Here is a 19,871-nt window from a genome sequence, read left to right as displayed (position 1 = left end):
GCCGGCCCCCACGAACAGCGTGAACTGCTCCCCGAAAGTTGGACTGAAAATTCAGTTCCGGCTGACGGGGAGCAGTTTCCTGTTTAAGGGCAATCCGTTGCTTGGGGAGCAGCGCTGAACCGCGGCCGGGAATCGCGTACTACAGTGGATGCATGGCTCCCAGCCGCCATCCGCTCGACGACCTGCGCGAAACCATCGGCCATCTGGCCGATCAGCTCAAGCTGCCCGGTTCGGAGCGCGTCGACGACCTCGTCGGTGATCTCATCGGTCCGAAGCCCGGGCCTGCCCGTCCGCTGTCCGAGGTGCAGGCCGAGCTCGACGCGCTGGTCGGACTGGAGACCGTGAAGGAACAGGTCCGGGCCCTCGTCGCACTGCTCCAGGTCCAGGCCCGCCGTAAGGCGCACGGCCTGCCGGAGGTGGCCACATCACAGCACTTGGTGTTCCTCGGAAACCCGGGCACGGGCAAGACCACCGTGGCGCGGCTCCTGGCCGAGATGTACCGGGCGGTCGGACTGCTGCAGAAGGGCCACCTGGTCGAGGTGGACCGTTCGGGCCTGGTGGGGCAATATGTCGGCGCCACCGCCATCAAGACAGACCGGGTGATCCGGCGTGCACTGGACGGCGTTTTGTTCATCGATGAGGCCTATGCGCTGGCCCCGGAGGACGGCCGGATGGATTTCGGGCCCGAGGCGATCGAGGTCCTGCTCAAGCGGATGGAGGACCACCGCCACCGCCTGGTGGTGATCGTGGCGGGGTATCCGCGGCTGATGGAGTCCTTCCTGCTCTCGAACCCCGGCCTGCGTTCCCGGTTCGCCCGCGAGATCACGTTTCCCGATTACTCTGTCGAGGCACTCCAGACGATCTTCCACCAGATGCTGGCCCAGCACGAGTACACGCTGGAGCCGGGGGCGGACGAGATGCTGCGCCGCATCTTCACCGGCCTGCACGCGAGCGAGGACTCCGGCAACGCACGGTTCGCCCGCACACTGTTCGAGCAGGCGCTCAACCGCCAGGCGCTGAGGCTCTCGCGCGACAAGGAACTAAGTCTCGACGAGCTCGATCGTGAGGCCGTCATGACGCTCACTGCGGATGACATCGTCGAGGCCGCACTGGCCCTGGGCGAAGCGCCGGAGCCGGAGCCGGAACCGGTGCCGGACCCCGAGCCGTCACGCTGGTGGCGCTGGCTGGCCTGACAGCCTGGCCGCTACGGCCCTGGACGCCGTGTTAGTGCCGGCCTTTACGACGCCACCGCTGCGCGGAGGGCCAGGATGTGCTGCAGCTGCTGCCGCTCTTCAGCCTGGTGCAGCGGGACGTCACGGCCGCTGAGGATCCGCTGGCGGGTGTTGGCCAGCCGGGTGGCCGCCTTCAGGAATTCCTTCATCTGCCGTTTCCGGCCATAGCTGCCGGCCCAGTTCAGCACGGTGCGGCGGCCCCCGAGCGTGGCCAGGAGTTCCACCTCGGCCGTGGTGAACCAGCCGGCAGCGGAGTATTCCAGCAGCCGCTGCCGCGTCAGCCTCTTCTCGGCAACGCGCAGCAGGACGATCCCCGCCACGGCCAGGAAGAAGATGGGCACCTGGACAAAGACATAGTCCAGCAGGAAACCCTGGCCCATGCTGTTCCAGCGGTTATGCAGGAACATTGCAGGCAGCAGCCCCACAATGAAGGCCGCCACGGAAGCCCCCGCATGCCAGCGCCGGGCGGCGAAGCCCATGATCAGCCCTGTCGTGCCAGTGAAGATGGCATGGGCAAAGGGCGACATCACGCCCCGCAGGAAGAACACCTGGGCGAACTCGCTGGCCGGGCTGGCCGATTCGGCGATGGCCCGGCCGAAATAGAGGATGTTCTCGGTGAATGCGAACCCGCCGGCGATCGTGAACGCGAACACCACCCCGTCCACCGGCCCGTCGAAATGCCGCCGGGCAAGGAGGAGCAGCAGGAGCAGGCCCAGGGACTTGGCGAATTCCTCCACGATGGGCGCCTGGACGGTGGCCATGTAGGTCTGCAGGTCCGGGATGTCGGAAAACTGGAAGGCCAGGACGAAGAAGGGCTGGATCAGGAGGGTGGCGGCGATGGACACCGCGGCGCCCCACGTGAAGGCGAAGAAGAGCAGCCGCTTCGGCTCGGGCTCCCACTTGTCGATGACATAGACGGCCAGCAGCACCACCGAGAGCGGCAGCAGCGAGGCCAGGAACCCGATCAGGAAGCCGGCTGTGCCCGTATTGGACAGCAGGAAGGGCACCACCAGGAACAGGCTGAGGAACGCGAGGGCGCCGCCGGCCACCGTCAGACCAAGCAGTCCGCCGCTGGTCCGTGCCGCCCGCAGCGCGGTTCCCTGCACCTGCGGCGGCAGTACCGCCTCCACCGGCCCGCCGTAGTGTCCCGGCGCCGGCCGGTAGTTCTCCGGCTGCACGTGTCCCATCCAGCTCGGATTTGCCTGGCGGGGGAGCGGGGAGGCAGGGCCGGAGTAGGGATCTTCAGGGCGCCCGGGCGATGGCTGGCGGGGATGCGTCGACATACCCGAAAGCCTAGGTGTGCCGTGCCGCCCGTCCAAGGATCCTTACCCCGCGGCGGCCCCGGATGTGACCATCGCCGCGTTCCGCCGGCGCCGGTCCGCGGAACGCCGTGTGGTAATTTTGGAACCGCACATGATCCTTTTTTAATTCCGTCCTGTGAGGCGGGGAAAGGGGAGACGAGCGTTGACTTCTGTCACCAGCGCACCGGTTCCAGCCAGGACAGTCCTGAATTCGGCTGACATTGACCGTGCGCTCACTCGTATCGCCCATGAGATCCTTGAGGCCAACAAGGGGTCCAAGGACCTGGTCCTGCTGGGCATCCCGCGCCGGGGCTACCCGCTGGCAGTCCGGCTCGCCGAAAAAATCGCGGCCGCGGACAGCTCTGTTGATGCCGCGGCAATCGTCGGCCAGCTCGACGTCACCATGTTCCGTGACGATCTCTTCCACCAGGGAACCCGGCCGCCCTATCCCACCAAACTGCCACGCACCGGCATCGACAACAAAGTCGTGGTCCTGATCGACGACGTCCTCTATTCGGGCCGCACCATCCGCGCCGCGCTGGACGCACTCATCGATCTGGGCCGTCCCCGCATTGTCCGGCTGGCCGTGCTCATCGACCGCGGCCACCGTGAACTGCCCATCCGCGCCGACCATGTGGGAAAGAACCTTCCCACGTCCTCCTCCGAGAAGGTCCGGGTCCGGCTCGAAGAAACGGACACGCCCCCCGGCGGCGCCCCCACCAACGAAGTAGTGATTGAAGGCGGCTCGTGAAGCACCTGCTCTCCACCCAGGACCTTAGCCGTTCCAATGCCATCAGCATCCTGGACACCGCCGAAGAGATGGCGGCCGTGGGCGACCGCGAAGTCAAGAAGCTGCCCGCGCTGCGCGGCCGCACCGTGGTGAACCTCTTCTTCGAAGACTCCACCCGCACCCGCATCTCGTTCGAAGCCGCCGCCAAGCGCCTCTCCGCGGATGTCATCAACTTCGCGGCCAAGGGATCATCGGTGTCCAAGGGCGAGTCCCTGAAGGACACGGCCCAGACCCTGTCCGCGATGGGCGCGGACGCCGTCGTCATCCGCCACTGGGCCTCCGGCGCCCCGCATCGCCTGGCCGCGACGGACTGGATCGACGCCGCCGTCATCAACGCCGGCGACGGCACCCACGAGCACCCAACCCAGGCGCTGCTTGACGCGTTCACCATGCGCCGGCACTGGGCGCGGCTGTCCGGCACCGGCTCCGAGGGCGCCGACTTGAAAGGGATGCGCGTGGCCATCGCCGGCGACGTCCTGCATTCCCGGGTGGCCCGCTCCAACGTCTGGCTCCTCCGCACCCTCGGCGCGGAGGTCACGCTGGTGGCACCGCCCACCCTGCTGCCCATCGGCCTCGAAAAATGGCCCTGCAAGGTCAGCTACAACCTGGACGACACGCTGGCGCAGGGCGTGGACGCCGTCATGATGCTCCGGGTCCAGGGTGAACGGATGAACGCCTCCTTCTTCCCCAGCACCCGCGAATACTCGAGGCGCTGGGGCTTCGACGACAACCGCCTGCGGGCGCTGGACCGCCTCGGCATGAAGGACACCATCATCATGCACCCGGGCCCCATGAACCGCGGCCTGGAGATTTCCGCGGCCGCCGCCGATTCGCCCCGGTCCACCGTCCTGGCCCAGGTCCGCAACGGCGTGTCCGTGCGGATGGCCGCCCTGTACCTGCTGCTCTCCGGGGACACCCGTGAACCAGCCCAACCGGTCCTGGCCGCGGCCGGCACCGCCCAGACCAAGGAGAGCAACTGATGGCAGGCAACACCGGAACCTATCTGATCCGCGGAGCCTCGATCCTGGGCGGCGAACCGGCGGACCTGCTGATCCGGGACGGCGTCATCGCCGAAACCGGAAAGGGGCTGTCCGCTGACGGGGCCACCGTGATTGACGCCGCCGGCCTGGTGGCCCTGCCGGGCATGGTTGATGTGCACACGCACCTCCGGGAGCCCGGCCGGGAGGACGCGGAGACCGTGGAAACGGGAACCCGCGCCGCGGCACTGGGCGGCTACACCGCCGTGCACGCGATGGCGAACAGCACCCCCGTGGCGGACACCGCCGGCGTGGTGGAGCAGGTCTACACCCTTGGCCGGACCGCCGGCTGGGTTGATGTGCGGCCCGTCGGTGCCGTCACCGTGGGCCTCGCCGGCGAGCAGCTCGCCGAGCTCGGTGCCATGGCAGACTCCCGTGCCCGGGTCCGGATGTTCTCCGACGACGGCATCTGCGTCCACGACCCCGTACTGATGCGCCGCGCACTGGAATACGTCAAGGCGTTCGACGGCGTGGTGGCCCAGCACGCGCAGGAGCCCCGCCTCACCGCCGGCGCCCAGATGAATGAAGGCGAAGTCTCAGCCGTCCTGGGCCTGACCGGATGGCCGGCCGTCGCCGAGGAAAGCATCATCGCCCGCGACGTCCTGCTGGCCCAGCACGTCGGCTCGCGCCTGCACGTCTGCCACGTGTCCACCGCCGGATCGGTGGACATCATCCGCTGGGCCAAGGAACGCGGGATCGACGTCACCGCCGAGGTTACGCCGCACCACCTGCTGCTCACGGATGACCTGGTCCGCAGCTACGATCCCGTCTTCAAGGTCAACCCGCCGCTGCGCACCGACGCAGACGTCCAGGCCTTGCGCGCCGGGCTGGCTGACGGCACCATCGACGTCGTGGGTACCGACCACGCGCCGCACCCCAGCGAGCACAAGGAATGCGAGTGGGCGCAGGCAGCCATGGGCATGACCGGACTGGAAACAGCCCTGTCCGTGGTGCAGCACACCATGATCGAAACCGGCCTGATGGGCTGGGCCGACTTCGCCCGGGTCACCTCCACCACACCTGCCAGGATCGGCCGCCTCGGTGACCAGGGCCGTCCGCTGGAGGCAGGGGAGCCCGCCAACGTCATCCTGGTGGACCCGGCGGCACGCTGGACCGTGGACCCGTACCGGATGGCCACCATGGGACGGAACTCGCCGTTCAAGGGCCGCGAACTGCCCGGCAAGGTGGTGGCCACGTTCTTCAAGGGGCACCCCACCGTCCTGGACGGCGAACTCAACACCCCCTACCCGTACGCAGCCGCTCCGGCAGGCGCCGCCTGATGGACAAAATCCTCCCCGGACTGGCGATGCTGGCGGTCATCGCCGTCGTCTTCGTCCTGCTCGCCATCGGCTGGCGGAACCGCCTGAAGCGCCAGTCCGACGTCGAACAGCTGCCTCCCGTGCCCGCGGCGCCCGGCGAGCCGATCACCACGGCCGAAGGCCAGTACGTTGCCACCACCACCGGCGGTGACTGGCTGGACCGGATCGCCGTGCACGGCCTTGGCATCCGCACCAACGCAACCCTCTCGGTGTACCCCCACGGCGTCCTCTTCGACCGCTCCGGCGCCCCGGCGCTGTACATTCCCGCCGCCGCGCTTGGCGGCGTCCGGCAGGACAGCGGGATGGCCGGAAAGTTCGTCGAGAAGGACGGCCTGCTGGTGCTGACCTGGCTGCACGGCTCCCACGAGCTGGACACCGGGTTCCGCACCCGCCGCGCCGCGGACAAGGACACGCTCTACGCGGCACTCCAGGAATTGATCTCCTCAGCCCCGGCCGCAGGCGCCACCAGTGGAAAGTAAGACAGTGACGGATATGCCCGCAGCAAACACACCAGCAGCCACAGACCCAGCAGTGAAAGCGAATACAGTGACAGCAACTACCTCCGCTCCGGCAGCCCTCGTCCTCGAAGACGGCCGCATCTTCCGCGGAACCAGCTACGGCGCCACCGGAACGGCGCTGGGCGAAGCAGTCTTCGCCACCGGCATGACCGGGTACCAGGAAACCATCACGGACCCCTCCTACGCCCGGCAGCTGGTTGTCCAGACCGCCCCGCACATCGGCAACACCGGCGTCAACAGCGAGGACGCCGAGTCCCGCCGCATCTGGGTGGCGGGCTACATCGTCAGGGACGCCGCACGCCGGCCGTCCAACTGGCGGTCCGAACGCTCCCTCGACGAGGAACTGGTGGAGCAGGGGATCGTCGGCATCCAGGGCGTGGACACCCGCGCCATCACCCGCCACCTGCGGGAGCACAAAACCATGCGGGCCGGCATCTTCTCCGGCGAGGCAGCCCAGGCAACCGACAAGGAACTCCTTGACGCCGTCCTGGCTAGCGCCCCCATGGAAGGCGCCCGCCTGGCCGAGGAGGTCAGCGTGGATGAGGCGTACGTCGTGGAACCCAAGGACCACGGCTGGGACGGCGAACCCCGTTTCACCATCGCCGCGATCGACCTCGGCATCAAGGCCATGACCCCGGTCCGCTTCGCCGAACGCGGCGTCCGCGTCCACGTCCTGCCCGCCACCGCCACCCTTGAGGACGTCAAGGCCGTACACCCGGACGGCTTCTTTATGTCCAACGGCCCCGGCGATCCCGCCACCGCCGAAACCCAGGTCAAGCTGCTCCGCTCAGTACTGGACGAAAAGCTGCCCTACTTCGGTATCTGCTTCGGCAACCAGATCCTGGGCCGTGCGCTCGGCTTCGGTACCTACAAGCTCCGCTACGGCCACCGCGGCATCAACCAGCCTGTCATGGACCGCCGCACCGGCAAGGTGGAGATCACCTCCCAGAACCACGGCTTTGCCGTGGACGCACCGCTCGACGGCGCCACCCAGGCTCCGGAGGAGCGCTACGGGCGCGTCGAGGTCAGCCACGTCAGCCTCAACGACGACGTCGTCGAAGGCCTCGCCTGCCTGGACATCCCCGCGTTCTCCGTGCAGTACCACCCCGAAGCCGCAGCCGGCCCGCACGACGCCGCCTACCTCTTCGACCGCTTCATCGAACTGATGGCGGGCACCCGGGACGGCCGCACCGCCAACCTGTCCAAGGAGCCCGTGGACTCCGTGCATAACCCGATCGACCGCGACGCCGCCCAGCAGGGCACCGACAAGACTGAGGACAAGAAGTAATGCCCAAGAGAACAGACCTGAAGAGCGTCCTGGTCATCGGATCCGGACCCATCGTCATCGGCCAGGCCGCCGAATTCGATTACTCCGGCACGCAGGCGCTGCGCGTCCTCAAGGAGGAGGGCCTGCGGGTCATCCTGGTGAACTCCAACCCGGCCACCATCATGACCGACCCCGAGTTCGCGGACGCCACCTACATCGAGCCCATCACCCCCGAGGTGGTGGAGAAGATCATCGCCAAGGAGCGTCCGGACGCCGTCCTGCCCACCCTGGGCGGCCAGACTGCGCTGAACACCGCTATCGCGCTGGACAAGAACGGCGTGCTCGAGAAGTACAACGTGGAACTCATCGGCGCCAACATCGCCGCCATCGAGCTCGGCGAGGACCGCGAAAAGTTCAAGGGCGTGGTGGAGCGCTGCGGCGCTGAGTCCGCCCGCAGCCACATCATCCACACCATGGACGAGGCGCTCGAGGCCGCCGGCGACCTCGGCTACCCGATGGTTGTCCGCCCCTCCTTCACCATGGGCGGCCTGGGCTCCGGCCTGGCCTACAACGAGGACGACCTGCGCCGCATTGTCGGCCAGGGCCTGCAGTACAGCCCCACCAGCGAGGTCCTGCTCGAAGAGAGCATCCTCGGCTGGAAGGAATACGAGCTCGAGATGATGCGGGACAAGAACGACAACGTGGTTGTCGTCTGCTCCATCGAGAACTTCGATCCCGTCGGCGTCCACACCGGCGACTCCATCACCGTGGCCCCCGCGCTGACCCTGACCGACCGCGAGTACCAAAAGCTGCGCGACGTCGCCATCGCCGTCATCCGCGAAGTGGGCGTGGACACCGGCGGCTGCAACATCCAGTTCGCCATCGACCCCGCCACGGGCCGCGTGGTGGTCATCGAAATGAACCCCCGGGTTTCCCGGTCCTCCGCCCTGGCGTCCAAGGCCACCGGCTTCGCCATCGCCAAGATCGCCACCAAGCTCTCGCTCGGCTACACCCTGGACGAGATCCCGAACGACATCACCCAGAAGACGCCCGCGTCCTTCGAGCCCACCCTCGACTACGTCGTGGTCAAGGTGCCGCGGTTCGCGTTCGAGAAGTTCCCGGCAGCGGACAACACGCTGACCACCACCATGAAGTCGGTGGGCGAAGCGATGGCCATGGGCCGCAACTTCACCGAAGCCCTGCAGAAGGCCCTGCGCTCCCTCGAGCAGAAGGGCTCGCAGCTGGACTTCAGCAGCGTCCCCGAATGGGAAGTCGCCGAGCTCATCGAAAAGGCCAAGCGCCCCACCACGGAGCGCCTGCACCAGGTTCAGCGCGCCCTCCTGGGCGGTGCCACCGTGGAGCAGCTGTTCGAAGCCACCAAGATCGACCCGTGGTTCCTCGACCAGCTCCAGCTGCTGAACGAGATCTCCCGCGAGATCCGCCAGGCCGGCGCCCTCACCAAGGAGATGCTGCAGCGCGCCAAGCGCCACGGCTTCTCGGACGAGCAGATCGGATCGCTCACGCACAACTCCGAGGCCGTGGTCCGCGGCGTCCGCCAGGCCCTCGGCATCCGCCCGGTCTACAAGACCGTGGACACCTGCGCCGCCGAATTCGCCGCCTACACCCCGTACCACTACTCGGCGTACGACGAAGAGGACGAGGTGGCGCTGCACTCCAAGCCGTCCATCCTCATCCTGGGCTCCGGGCCCAACCGGATCGGCCAGGGCATCGAGTTCGACTACTCCTGCGTGCACGCCTCCATGGCGCTGCGCAAGGCCGGCTACGAGACCGTCATGGTCAACTGCAACCCGGAAACCGTCTCCACCGACTACGACATCTCCACCCGCCTGTACTTCGAGCCGCTGACGCTCGAGGACGTGCTGGAGGTCATCGCGGCTGAGGAACGGACCGGCGGCGTCATGGGCGTGTTTGTCCAGCTCGGCGGCCAGACCCCGCTGAAGCTCGCACAGCAGCTCGCCGACGCCGGGGTCCCGATCCTCGGCACCTCCCCGGAAGCCATCGACCTGGCAGAGCACCGCGGAGCGTTCGCGCGGGTCCTGGACAAGGCAGGCCTCGTCTCCCCGAAGAACGGCACCGCCGTATCCTTCGAGGACGCCAAGAAGATCGCCGACGAAATCGGCTACCCCGTGCTGGTCCGCCCGTCCTACGTCCTGGGCGGCCGCGGCATGGAAATCGTCTACGACGAAGCCAACCTCTCCCGCTACATCGCCAACGCCACCGAGATCACCCCGGACCACCCGGTCCTGATCGACCGCTTCCTCGAGGACGCCGTCGAGATCGACGTCGACGCCCTCTTCGACGGCACCGACATGTACCTCGGCGGCATCATGGAGCACATCGAGGAAGCCGGCATCCACTCCGGCGACTCCGCCTGCGTCCTGCCGCCCATCACGCTGGGCAGCAACGTCATCGAGCGCGTGCGCACCGCCACCCGCGCCATCGCGGAAGGCGTGGGCGTGCGGGGCCTGATCAACATCCAGTTCGCGCTGGCCTCGGACGTCCTGTACGTCCTCGAAGCCAACCCCCGCGCATCCCGCACGGTTCCGTTCGTGTCCAAGGCAACGGGCGTCCAGATGGCCAAGGCCGCAGCCCTGATCGGCACCGGGGTGACCATCAACCAGCTCCGCAGCGCCTACAAGATGCTGCCCGAGTCCGGCGACGGGTCCACACTGCCGCTGGACGCGCCGGTGGCCGTCAAGGAAGCCGTCCTGCCCTTCAGCCGCTTCCGGACGCTCGAAGGCAAGGTCGTGGATTCCCTCCTCGGCCCGGAAATGCGGTCCACCGGCGAGGTCATGGGCATCGACAAGCACTTCGACACCGCCTTCGCCAAGAGCCAGGCCGGCGCCAACAACGCGCTGCCCACCGAGGGCAAGGTCTTCGTCTCCGTGGCCAACCGCGACAAGCGCTCCGTCATCATGGGCGTCAAGCGGCTCTCGGACCTCGGTTTCGAAATCGTCTCGACCGGCGGCACCGCCGATGTCCTGCGCCGCAACGGCATCCAGGCCACGCCGGTCCGCAAGGTCGCCGAAGGGAGCAGCGCCGAAGGCGAGGGCACCATCGCCGACCTGGTGGTTGCCGGCGAGATCGACATGGTCTTCAACACGCCGTCCGGCGGCGAGGCCCGCAGCGACGGCTACGAGCTGCGCGCCGCGGCCACGTCCATCGGCATTCCCTGCATCACCACGGTGGCCGAGTTCAACGCCGCGGTCCAGGCCATCGAGGCCATGCGCACCTACGAGTGGTCGGTCACCAGCCTGCAGGAGCACGCCGCCGCCCTGGCTGAATCGCAGAAGGCGGCCCTGCAGAATGCCTGAGCAGGTATCCGCTGCCGGGCAGGTATCCGGCACCGGCCGGGAGTCATTCGGCTCCCGGCTGGGTGCCGCCATGGCCGCCCGTGGCCCCCTCTGCGTCGGAATTGATCCGCACCCCGCACTGCTGAAGAGCTGGGGACTGGACGACGACGCCGCCGGGCTGAGGAGCTTTTCGCTCACCGTTTTGGAGGCGGTGGCTTCCCTCGCTGCCGCGGTCAAGCCGCAGGTGGCGCTCTTTGAGCGGCACGGCTCGGCGGGCATGGCTGTGCTCGAAGAACTCCTCGCCGCCGCCCGCGACGAATCGGTACTGACAATTGCCGACGCCAAACGCGGTGACATCGGCTCCACCATGGCCGCCTACGCGGACGCCTGGCTCCGCGACGGCTCACCGCTGGCGGCCGACTCGGTGACGCTCAGCCCCTACCTGGGCTTTGAATCGCTCCGCCCGGCGCTGGACCTTGCGGCGGAGACCGGACGAGGAGTTTTCGTCCTCGCCCTCACCTCCAACCCGGAGGGCCCGTCCGTCCAGCACGTGGGGGGAGCGGAGTCCGTGGCCCGCAGGATTGCCTCGGCCGCTGCTGCCGAGAACACCCGCTACCCCGGTGCGCTCGGATCCGTCGGACTGGTGGTCGGCGCGACAGTGGGCAGCGCCCTGGCCGACCTCGGGATGGATCTTGCGGCAGTGCACGGTCCCATCCTCGCCCCCGGGCTGGGGGCCCAGGGGGCCACCCCGGCAGATCTCCGGGCAACGTTCGGAACGGCCTACCCCCAGGTCCTGGGGACTTCCAGCCGGGACATCCTGGCTGCGGGCCCGGGGCTTGGCGGACTCCGGGAGGCGGCCCTGCGGACGCTGGACGGGCTGCGCGGCGAATAACGTTCCGTTTGCCCGGATGCATTGATTCAGGCCGCACCAAAGGGTAGTTTCAGGGACAGGTTCAAGGGCGGCCGCCCTTGAACGAATCCGCCGAATCCGGGGGTGTCTGCCATGGTGCTGCGACCTTTGACCGCATCGGAACGGGCTGACGCCCTGAACAAGGCGGCTGCCGCCCGGGCCACCCGCGCGGCGGCCAAGGAAAGCCTGAAGAACGGCAAGAGGTCCGCGGCGGACATCATCAACTCCGCCATGGAGGACGACGCCCTGGCGCGGATGCGGGTCTCCGAGCTTCTCGAGGCGCTGCCCGGGATCGGCAAGGTCCGGGCCGCGGCCATCATGGAGCAACTGGGCATCGCCACCTCCCGCAGGGTCCGCGGGCTGGGCGTCCACCAGCGCCGGGCGCTGGTAGATTTTATAGACGAGCATTAGGGCGGCACGCACCCCGCCCATCCCCGAACTTCGGCAAAGGAATACGTGAGCAAGAAACCTGGACTGACAGTCCTCGCTGGTCCGACGGCTGTTGGCAAAGGCACCGTGTCCACCTACATCCGCGACAACTACCCCGAGGTCTGGCTGTCCGTCTCGGCCACCACCAGGGCTCCACGGCCCGGCGAAGTGGACGGCGTCCACTACTTCTTCAAATCCAAGGAGGAGTTCGAGCAGCTCATCGCGGACGGTGAGCTGCTGGAATGGGCAGTGGTCCATGGCCAGAACACCTACGGCACGCTCAAGAGCACGGTGGACAAGGCAATCGCCGAGGGCCGTTCCGTGCTCCTGGAAATCGACCTGCAGGGTGCGCGGCAGGTCAAGGCGGCCGTCCCGGACGCCCAGTTTGTCTTTCTGGCCCCGCCCACCTGGGACGAAATGGTCCGCCGGCTGGTGGGCCGCGGCACCGAAACGCCGGAGGAACAGCAGCGGCGCCTGGAAACCGCTAAACTGGAACTTGCTGCTGAACCGGAGTTCGACCACACCGTCATCAACGACGACGTCCGCCGGGCAGCGGACGAGCTAGTTTCACTCATGGGGCTGACCCCGCATCCGCACCTGCCGGAACCGTCAGCCCGCTAGGAATTTGGAGAATTCGTGTCCACGAACCTTGAAGGCATCATCAACCCGCCGATCGACTCGCTGCTTGAAGCAGCCGATTCCAAGTACGGCCTGGTGATCTTCGGTGCCAAGCGTGCTCGTCAGATCAACGCTTACTACGCCCAGCTGCACGAGGGCCTCTTCGAGTACGTCGGCCCCCTGGTCGACACCAAGCTGAACGAGAAGTCGCTCTCGATCGCCCTGCGCGAGATCAACGAAGGCAAGCTGGTTTCCACGCCGATCCAAGCCGCAGAGTAATTTGCCGCTGAACTGACTTGCTGTTGACGGAGGTCACGTGCGCATAGTCCTCGGAGTCGGGGGAGGGATTGCCGCCTACAAGGTGGCATCGCTCCTCCGGCTTTTTACTGAAGCCGGCCACCAAGTGACCGTCATTCCCACGGAGGCGTCCACCCGCTTCGTGGGTACAGCCACCTGGGAGGCGCTGTCCGGGAACCCGGTCAGCAACAGCGTTTTCGACGACGTCCACCAGGTCAACCACGTCCGCCTTGGCCACGAGGCCGACCTTGTGGTGGTTGCACCGGCCACGGCCGACCTCCTGGCCAAGGCCGCGACAGGACAGGCCGGCGACCTCCTTACCAACACGCTCCTTATGGCCCGCGGCCCGGTCCTGTTCGCCCCGGCCATGCACACCGAGATGTGGCAGCATGCCGCCACCCGCGCCAACGTGGAAACCCTCCGTGGCCGCGGCGCAGCCGTCCTGGAGCCTGCCACCGGGCGGTTGACCGGTGCCGACTCGGGCCCCGGGCGGCTGCCGGAGCCGCAGGTGATCTTCGACGCCGCCATGGCACTCGTGCAGGGACAGACCGACTTCCAGCTGCCGCTGGCGGGCCGGACCGTCACCATCAGCGCCGGCGGCACCCGCGAACCCCTGGACCCCGTGCGCTTCCTCGGCAACCGGTCCTCCGGCAAGCAGGGCGTGGCCCTGGCCGTGGCCGCCCGCAATGCCGGGGCGACCGTGCGCCTGCTGGCAGCCCACATGGAAGTCCCGCCGCCCGCCGGCGTTGAAGTAGTGACGGTCGAGACGGCACTCCAGCTGCGCGAAGCCGCCCTGGCGGCGGCCGCGGACTCCGACGTCGTCATCATGTCTGCCGCCGTCGCCGACTTCCGGCCGGCCGTGGTCTCCGACACGAAAATCAAGAAACGTGATGACAGCGCCGATCCCGTCATCACCCTCGTCCGCAACCCGGACATCCTGCATGAACTGGTTGAAGTCCGGAACGCCGCGGGGGATGAAGCGCGCCAGCGCCTGATCGTCGGATTTGCCGCCGAGACCGGCGACAGCCATGGAGACGTCCTGGCCTACGCCGAGGCAAAGCTGCAGCGCAAGGGCTGCGACCTCCTGGTGGTCAACCACGTCGGCTCGGACAAGGTGTTCGGCCAGGACACCAACTCCGTGGTCATCCTGGCCCGTTCCGGCTCCGAACCACAGGAGGCCTCGGGGACCAAGGCAGAGGTTTCCGAGGCCATCATCAACCGCATCGGCTTTGAACTGAACTCTGTTTCACCCCGGGCCTGAGTGTTCCGCGCCACGTTTGCTTCGCGGGAAGACATCTCCCGCGGGGCCAACGTGCTCCAACCAGTAAGGTAGTTGAGTGACTTTACCCCTGCACCTTCCCCAGACCTCCGCGGCCACGCCCACGGCGCTCCGGCTCTTCACGTCCGAGTCGGTCACCGAAGGCCACCCGGACAAGATCTGCGACCAGATCAGTGACGCCATCCTTGACGCCCTGCTGGCGGCAGACCCGGAATCCAGGGTAGCCGTGGAAACCATGGCCACCACCGGCCTGGTGCATGTGGCAGGCGAAGTCACCACCGACGCCTACGTGGAGATCCCGCAGATCGTCCGGGAGACCATCCTCGGCATCGGTTACGACTCGTCCGCCAACGGCTTCGACGGCGCCCGCTGCGGCGTCTCGGTGTCCATCGGCCAGCAGTCCAACGACATCGCCGGCGGCGTCTTCAACTCCCTGGAAGCCCGCGAGGGGCGCCAGGAGGACGATTACGACCTGCAGGGCGCAGGCGACCAGGGCCTGATGTTCGGCTACGCCAGCGACGAAACACCCTCCTACATGCCCACGCCGATCTGGCTTGCGCACCGCCTGTCCGAGCGGCTCACCGAGGTCCGGAAGTCCGGCGAACTGCCGTACCTTCGGCCGGACGGCAAAACCCAGGTCACCGTGGGATACGACCGCGACCTTCCCGTCTCGGTGGAAACCGTGGTCATCTCCAGCCAGCATGCTGAAGGCGCAAGCCTGGACCAGCTCCGCGCCGACCTCGCGGCCGTGGTCATCGAGCCTGTTCTTGCCGGGGCCAACCTGGACATCTCCCGCGCCAGGAACATCCTGAACCCGGCCGGGGAATTCGTTATCGGCGGCCCGGTGGGCGATGCCGGCCTGACCGGCCGCAAGATTATCGTGGACACCTATGGCGGCATGGCCCGGCACGGCGGCGGCGCCTTCTCGGGCAAGGACCCGTCCAAGGTGGACCGCTCCGCCGCCTATGCCATGCGCTGGGTCGCCAAGAACGTGGTGGCCGCCGGACTTGCCAAGCGCGCGGAAATACAGATCGCCTACGCCATCGGCCAGGCCCGCCCGGTGGGCACGTACGTGGAGACCTTCGGCACCGAAACAGTTGACCCCGCCCGGATCAGCGCCGCGATCGCCGAAATCTTCGACCTGCGCCCCCGCGCCATCATCGACGCCCTTGACCTGAAGCGGCCCATCTACGCCAAGACCGCGGCCCACGGGCACTTTGGCCGTGACGAGCCCGACTTCACCTGGGAACGGCTGGACCGCGTGGACGAGCTGAAAGCGTTCTTCAACGCCTAGGCCACTTCCGGCAGCCCGAATGTCAGTGGCCGGTGCTTGGCTTGCCATGTCCGGACGAAGGCTGAATGGAGGGGGCCGCAGTGGTTGGTGACAGATCCTCCCAGCCGGGACCCGGCCTTTCCAGTGCGGGGGGACAGGCCGTCCAGCCCTCCCTGCTCCAGGGCTTTCCATCGCGGAAGCTGCCCGGCGGCGCAGCTATGGCTGCCGCGCTTCCCGTGGCCCGTGTGCTGGTGGAATCCTCGCTGCCGCACCTGGACCGGCCGTTCGATTACGCGGTTCCGGCCAGCATGGACGATGAAGCACGGCCGGGTGTCCGGGTGAAGGTCAGCTTCAACGGCCAGGACCTGGCCGGTTTCCTGCTGGAACGGCTCGCCGAATCCGACGCCGGCACCACCCTGTTGCCGCTGGCCAAGGTGGTTTCACCAGTTCCGGTGCTGACCCCCGCTGTCCGGGATCTTGCCGCCGCGGTGGCCGCCCGGTACGCGGGCACACTCAGCGATGTGCTCCGCCTTGCCGTGCCGCCCAGGGTGGCCCGCCTGGATAAGGAGTTTCCCGCCGCCGCTGTGCAGGATGGCGGGGAACCGGCACCGGCCGATCCGGGCACAGTCTCGGGCGGGGAGGCCGCGCCGGCTGTGACCGGCTTGCCGGGCACCTCCGCCTGGTCGGCCTACCGCAACGGACCGGCATTCCTGCGCCACCTTGGCAGCGGCGGATCCCCGCGCGCCGTCATCAATCCGCTGCAGGGGTACGGCCCGGGAGGCTGGCCCCGCCTGCTGGCCGAGGCGGCCGCCGCTGCCCACGCCGCCGGCCGGGGCGCAGTCCTGGTGGTTCCCGACAACCGCGACCTGGACCGGCTGGAAAACGCCCTGCATGCCGTGCTGCCGGAGGCCGCCGTCGCCCGGCTTACCGCGGAGGACGGGCCGACGCCCCGCTACCGCAACTTCCTGCGCCTCCTGGCCGGGCAGGCCCGCGTGGCCATCGGCACCAGGTCTGCGGCGTTCGCCCCCGTCCGGAACCTTGGCCTGGTGGTTTGCTGGGACGACGGCGACGACCTCCACATAGAGCAACGTGCACCGTACGCCCATGCCAGGGAGGTCCTGCTGCTGCGCGCTGAACAGGAAGGCGCGGCCTGCCTCCTTGCCGGGCACGCCCGCAGCACCGAGGTGCAGCGCCTGGTGGAAGCCGGATGGGTGCTTCCCGTGGAGGCGGACCGGCCGGATGTCCGCCGCACCGTGCCCCGGGTGGTCAACACCGCAGACAGCTTCGAGCAGGAACGTGATCCGTTGGCCACGGTGGCCCGGCTGCCCGGCGCCGCCTGGCGCGCTGCCAAGGAGGGCCTGGAACGCGGCCCGGTCCTGGTCCAGGTTGCGCGCGCAGGCTATGCCCCGTCCCTTGCCTGTGAAACCTGCCGTGAACCCGCCCGCTGCGGGACCTGCCGGGGGCCGCTGGCGCTGGCCGGCACCGCCGCCCTGCCCCAATGCCGCTGGTGCTCCACGCCCGCTCCGGACTGGAGGTGCGGCCACTGCGGCGGGCGGCGGCTGCGCAAAGGTGCCACCGGCGTGCTGCGCACCGCGGAGGAACTTGGCCGTGCGTTCCCCGGCACCACCGTGGTGACCTCCTCCGGCGACCAGGTGAAGGCGTCCGTCGGTGACGGCAAGGCCCTCGTCGTGGCGACGGTCGGGGCGGAACCCGTGGCGGACGGCGGTTATGCGGCAGCGCTGCTGCTGGACGGCGACTCCCTGCTGCGCCGGGAAACGTTGCGCGCCGGTGAGGACACTGTCCGGCGCTGGTTCAATGCCGCCGCGCTGGTCCGTCCGGCGGCAGCCGGGGGGCTGGTGGTGGTGACGGCGTCGGATACCGCCGCCACGGGTGCGCTCCTCCGCTGGGACCCGGCCGGCTATGCCCAACGGGAACTCTCCCTCCGGGCCGAACTCCAGCTGCCTCCCGCCGTACGGATCGCGTCCGTCACGGGACCCAGGGCCGCCGTCGAGCATTACACCGGGGCGGTGGAAGCCGAGCTTGAGACGGCCGGGATCACGCTCCGCACGGCCGGGCCGGCGCCCCTGCTGCTGAACGGTCCGCCCTCGCCGCGCCGCGCTGCCGAGGACGTCCGGACGCTCCTGTTCTTTCCCTACAGCCAGGCGGCCGCCGTGGTTCGGGTGCTCCGGGTGACGCGGGCCGCTGCAGCCGCCAAGCGCACCATGGATCCCGTCCAGCTCCGGCTGGACGGCGTGGACGTGCTCTAGCGCGTCCTGCCGCGGCGCCGCTTGACGATCTCGGCGGCCACCTCCACCAGCTGCCGTGCCGATTCATCCCAGCTGAACTCGCGGGCACGGGCCAGGGACCTGCGGGACACCGCCTGCCAGGTGGCCGGGTCCTGGAGCCTGGCCACGGCCTCGGCAAACTGCCCCGGGGAGGCGGGGTCCACGTACGTTGCCGCGTCGCCGCCCACTTCCCGGAAGATGGGAATGTCGCTGGCGATGACTGGAGTGCCGAGCGACATGGCCTCGACCAGGGGGAGCCCGTAGCCTTCGGCGCGGGAGAGGCTGACCAGGGCCGTGGCGGTCCGCAGCAGCGTGGCGTATTCCTCGTCGGTCACCCCGTTGTGGAAGACCACGGAGGCATCCGGTGCCACCAGGGCTTCCAGCTCCGCCCGCCGCTGCGGGGTGATCCTGCTGAGCAGGTGGAGGGTGTAGCCGGGAAGCTGCGCCATGCCGGCCACCATGGTCTCTACATTCTTGTAGGGCATGAAGGAGCCCATGTAGACAATCGACTTCTCCGCCCCGGCCTCGGCGGGCCTGGGGTCCAGTTCGGGCTGCGGGGCGTTGCTGATGATCCGCACCGGGCGGCGGGTCAGGCGGTACTTGGCGATGAGTGCTTCCGTGGTCCGGCTGACCGTGGCCACCGTATCGGCGCGGTCGAGGAGCACCCGCTGCGGCCAGAATGCCTTGTGGTAGAGCCGCCACAGCAGGCGCACGGGTGCGGGCAGGAAGCCGGGGGGATCCGGGTGCTCGTAGTAGATGAGGTCGTGCAGGGTCAGGACCAGGCCGTATTTCCGGCCCCAGGTTCCCATGGTCTGCATGGGGCACACCACCACGTCGGCGCCCAGCGCGTTGACCGTGCGCGCCACGAACAGCTCCCGGGGGGACAGCGGGCTGCTGATCAGGGTGTAGGGGACATCCGGAAGCAGGGCGAGCTGCCGGACATCGGAAATGAGCATGGACACATCGGCGATTTTCGCCGTCGCGGCAATCAGGCTCGCGCCGTAGCGGCTGATGCCGTCGTGGTGGTCGGTCCTGGTGAAACGGGCATCGATGATGATCTTCACGCGGGGTGGTCCTCCAGGAAGCTGCGGATGGAGCGGGCGGCGGGTTCGGGCGTCTCGTAGTGGATCAGGTGCCCGACGCCGGGAATCACCGTGAGCTGCCCGTCCGGAAGGAGTGCCGCCAGGCGGTGCTGGTCCGGAAGCATGGCGATCTCGTCTTTCTCGCCGGCAACCAGCAGCACGGGAAGGTTCAGGCTTCCGGCCACCTCAGCCACGTGGCTGCTGACGGACGCGGTGAAGGCTTCGAGCAGGCTGTCCCGGTTCGCGAACGCACTGAAGTAGGCGTGGTGCTGGCCGTGGATGAAGTTGCGGAGGCTGCTGTCCTTCGTCTTGGCCATGGCTTCGCTCATCACGCGGACGATCAGCGGGCTGCGCAGCAGCGCGAGCCCCAGGGGCCGGGGGAGGCGGGCACCCAGGCGGTAGTAGAGCACTGCCAGCCGGGTCATGATCCCTTTCGGCCCCTCAAGAGCGGGGGCGGCGATGGGGTTGATGAGGATGAGCGGGCTGACGGCGTCCGGATTGGCTGCCACGAAGTGCGCGGCGATGATGGACCCGAACGAATGGCCCAGCAGGACAGTGTCAGGGCCCAGGCCAAGTGCCGCCATGAAGTCCGCAATGAACCGGCCGTAGCGTTCCACCGAGTGGGCGCCGGACCGGAAGGCCCCGGAACTGCCGAATCCGGGAAGGTCGGGCATGACCAGGCGCATGTCCGGAAGCTGGTCGGCCACCCGCAGCAGGCCGTGGTGGTCGCCGCGGAAACCGTGGATGACCAGGATGGTGCGGGTGTCCGGGGTGGCGTGCAGGGGTGCACAGGTCCAGTAGGCAACCGTGGCACCGTCCACCTCCACGGTGGCGGCGGTGGTGCGGGCGGCGAGGTCCGGGCTGATGTAGGCGGGCGCGGTGGACTGTCCCGGGCTGGTTGTTTTCATTGTCACCGGCTC

At 68.3% G+C, this 19,871-nt stretch carries 17 protein-coding genes; 14 read left to right on the top strand and 3 right to left on the bottom strand.

Annotation, left to right across the window (positions count from 1 at the left end; translation table 11 throughout):
- Nucleotides 1–152 precede the first annotated feature (152 nt).
- The gene (locus ACJJV6_RS17975; RefSeq protein WP_009357420.1) at nucleotides 153–1,193 is read left to right on the top strand and encodes an AAA family ATPase; all 1,041 of its coding nucleotides are present in this window, start codon (nucleotides 153–155) and stop codon (nucleotides 1,191–1,193) included.
- Between the two features lie 44 nt (nucleotides 1,194–1,237).
- Here the strand turns inward: ACJJV6_RS17975 and ACJJV6_RS17970 are convergent, their stop codons facing one another.
- Nucleotides 1,238–2,515, bottom strand: a complete 1,278-nt coding sequence (locus ACJJV6_RS17970; protein ID WP_354175978.1) for a PrsW family intramembrane metalloprotease — start codon at nucleotides 2,513–2,515, stop codon at nucleotides 1,238–1,240.
- Nucleotides 2,516–2,696: 181 nt separating this feature from the next.
- Between ACJJV6_RS17970 and pyrR the strand changes: the two genes are divergently transcribed.
- The 13 genes from pyrR (at nucleotide 2,697) to ACJJV6_RS17905 (ending at nucleotide 17,851) form a co-directional block, all read left to right on the top strand.
- Nucleotides 2,697–3,284 (top strand): bifunctional pyr operon transcriptional regulator/uracil phosphoribosyltransferase PyrR, encoded by a 588-nt coding sequence (gene pyrR, locus ACJJV6_RS17965; RefSeq protein ID WP_407709492.1) that lies wholly within the window; start codon nucleotides 2,697–2,699, stop codon nucleotides 3,282–3,284.
- Nucleotides 3,281–4,303: an aspartate carbamoyltransferase catalytic subunit gene (locus ACJJV6_RS17960; RefSeq protein WP_407709491.1), complete on the top strand. Its 1,023-nt coding sequence runs from the start codon at nucleotides 3,281–3,283 to the stop codon at nucleotides 4,301–4,303. Before pyrR ends, ACJJV6_RS17960 begins: the two co-directional genes overlap by 4 nt.
- The gene (locus tag ACJJV6_RS17955) at nucleotides 4,303–5,640 is read left to right on the top strand and encodes a dihydroorotase (protein WP_407709490.1); all 1,338 of its coding nucleotides are present in this window, start codon (nucleotides 4,303–4,305) and stop codon (nucleotides 5,638–5,640) included. Before ACJJV6_RS17960 ends, ACJJV6_RS17955 begins: the two co-directional genes overlap by 1 nt.
- On the top strand, nucleotides 5,640–6,158 hold the full coding sequence (locus ACJJV6_RS17950; RefSeq protein WP_407709489.1) for a hypothetical protein: 519 nt from the start codon (nucleotides 5,640–5,642) through the stop codon (nucleotides 6,156–6,158). Before ACJJV6_RS17955 ends, ACJJV6_RS17950 begins: the two co-directional genes overlap by 1 nt.
- A gap of 13 nt (nucleotides 6,159–6,171) precedes the next feature.
- Nucleotides 6,172–7,485 carry a glutamine-hydrolyzing carbamoyl-phosphate synthase small subunit gene (gene carA / locus ACJJV6_RS17945; RefSeq protein WP_407709488.1) on the top strand — a complete coding sequence of 438 codons (1,314 nt, stop codon included), beginning with the start codon at nucleotides 6,172–6,174 and terminating at the stop codon, nucleotides 7,483–7,485.
- On the top strand, nucleotides 7,485–10,799 hold the full coding sequence (gene carB, locus ACJJV6_RS17940; protein ID WP_354175975.1) for a carbamoyl-phosphate synthase large subunit: 3,315 nt from the start codon (nucleotides 7,485–7,487) through the stop codon (nucleotides 10,797–10,799). Before carA ends, carB begins: the two co-directional genes overlap by 1 nt.
- Nucleotides 10,792–11,670, top strand: a complete 879-nt coding sequence (gene pyrF / locus ACJJV6_RS17935; protein ID WP_009357415.1) for an orotidine-5'-phosphate decarboxylase — start codon at nucleotides 10,792–10,794, stop codon at nucleotides 11,668–11,670. Before carB ends, pyrF begins: the two co-directional genes overlap by 8 nt.
- A gap of 111 nt (nucleotides 11,671–11,781) precedes the next feature.
- Nucleotides 11,782–12,099, top strand: coding sequence for an integration host factor, actinobacterial type (gene mihF / locus ACJJV6_RS17930; protein ID WP_200859145.1), 318 nt, complete (start codon nucleotides 11,782–11,784; stop codon nucleotides 12,097–12,099).
- A gap of 45 nt (nucleotides 12,100–12,144) precedes the next feature.
- Nucleotides 12,145–12,738, top strand: coding sequence for a guanylate kinase (gene gmk, locus ACJJV6_RS17925; protein ID WP_009357413.1), 594 nt, complete (start codon nucleotides 12,145–12,147; stop codon nucleotides 12,736–12,738).
- A gap of 15 nt (nucleotides 12,739–12,753) precedes the next feature.
- The gene (rpoZ, locus tag ACJJV6_RS17920) at nucleotides 12,754–13,014 is read left to right on the top strand and encodes a DNA-directed RNA polymerase subunit omega (protein WP_009357412.1); all 261 of its coding nucleotides are present in this window, start codon (nucleotides 12,754–12,756) and stop codon (nucleotides 13,012–13,014) included.
- A 37-nt stretch (nucleotides 13,015–13,051) separates the two neighbouring features.
- Complete coding sequence (gene coaBC, locus ACJJV6_RS17915; RefSeq protein WP_354175972.1) at nucleotides 13,052–14,293, top strand: bifunctional phosphopantothenoylcysteine decarboxylase/phosphopantothenate--cysteine ligase CoaBC; 1,242 nt, start codon at nucleotides 13,052–13,054, stop codon at nucleotides 14,291–14,293.
- A gap of 76 nt (nucleotides 14,294–14,369) precedes the next feature.
- On the top strand, nucleotides 14,370–15,605 hold the full coding sequence (gene metK / locus ACJJV6_RS17910) for a methionine adenosyltransferase (protein ID WP_354175970.1): 1,236 nt from the start codon (nucleotides 14,370–14,372) through the stop codon (nucleotides 15,603–15,605).
- A gap of 197 nt (nucleotides 15,606–15,802) precedes the next feature.
- On the top strand, nucleotides 15,803–17,851 hold the full coding sequence (locus tag ACJJV6_RS17905; RefSeq protein WP_354175968.1) for a primosomal protein N': 2,049 nt from the start codon (nucleotides 15,803–15,805) through the stop codon (nucleotides 17,849–17,851).
- Here ACJJV6_RS17905 and ACJJV6_RS17900 read toward each other — a convergent pair.
- Together ACJJV6_RS17900 and ACJJV6_RS17895 are read right to left on the bottom strand one after the other, a co-directional pair.
- A complete protein-coding gene (locus tag ACJJV6_RS17900; RefSeq protein WP_009358819.1) occupies nucleotides 17,848–18,933 on the bottom strand; it encodes a glycosyltransferase family 1 protein in 1,086 nt (361 codons plus the stop codon). The two genes, ACJJV6_RS17905 and ACJJV6_RS17900, sit on opposite strands and share 4 nt — an antisense overlap.
- A complete protein-coding gene (locus ACJJV6_RS17895; protein WP_009358818.1) occupies nucleotides 18,930–19,859 on the bottom strand; it encodes an alpha/beta fold hydrolase in 930 nt (309 codons plus the stop codon). The genes ACJJV6_RS17900 and ACJJV6_RS17895 overlap by 4 nt, the downstream gene beginning before the upstream one ends.
- Nucleotides 19,860–19,871: the final 12 nt, after the last annotated feature.

The sequence above is a fragment of the Arthrobacter nitrophenolicus genome (genome assembly GCF_045833485.1).
Taxonomy (GTDB): Bacteria; Actinomycetota; Actinomycetes; order Actinomycetales; family Micrococcaceae; genus Arthrobacter; species Arthrobacter nitrophenolicus.
This window is presented reverse-complemented; position numbering and strand designations above follow the sequence as displayed.

Excerpts from the sequence above, each read along its gene's own strand:
- mihF (WP_200859145.1), top strand. The coding sequence starts at position 11,782 with ATGGTGCTGCGACCTTTGACCGCATCGGAACGGGCTGACGCCCTGAAC.
- ACJJV6_RS17905 (WP_354175968.1), top strand. The coding sequence starts at position 15,803 with ATGGCTGCCGCGCTTCCCGTGGCCCGTGTGCTGGTGGAATCCTCGCTG.
- ACJJV6_RS17970 (WP_354175978.1), bottom strand. The coding sequence starts at position 2,515 with ATGTCGACGCATCCCCGCCAGCCATCGCCCGGGCGCCCTGAAGATCCC.
- ACJJV6_RS17950 (WP_407709489.1), top strand. The coding sequence starts at position 5,640 with ATGGACAAAATCCTCCCCGGACTGGCGATGCTGGCGGTCATCGCCGTC.
- carA (WP_407709488.1), top strand. The coding sequence starts at position 6,172 with ATGCCCGCAGCAAACACACCAGCAGCCACAGACCCAGCAGTGAAAGCG.
- ACJJV6_RS17955 (WP_407709490.1), top strand. The coding sequence starts at position 4,303 with ATGGCAGGCAACACCGGAACCTATCTGATCCGCGGAGCCTCGATCCTG.
- ACJJV6_RS17895 (WP_009358818.1), bottom strand. The coding sequence starts at position 19,859 with ATGAAAACAACCAGCCCGGGACAGTCCACCGCGCCCGCCTACATCAGC.
- ACJJV6_RS17975 (WP_009357420.1), top strand. The coding sequence starts at position 153 with ATGGCTCCCAGCCGCCATCCGCTCGACGACCTGCGCGAAACCATCGGC.
- carB (WP_354175975.1), top strand. The coding sequence starts at position 7,485 with ATGCCCAAGAGAACAGACCTGAAGAGCGTCCTGGTCATCGGATCCGGA.
- pyrF (WP_009357415.1), top strand. The coding sequence starts at position 10,792 with ATGCCTGAGCAGGTATCCGCTGCCGGGCAGGTATCCGGCACCGGCCGG.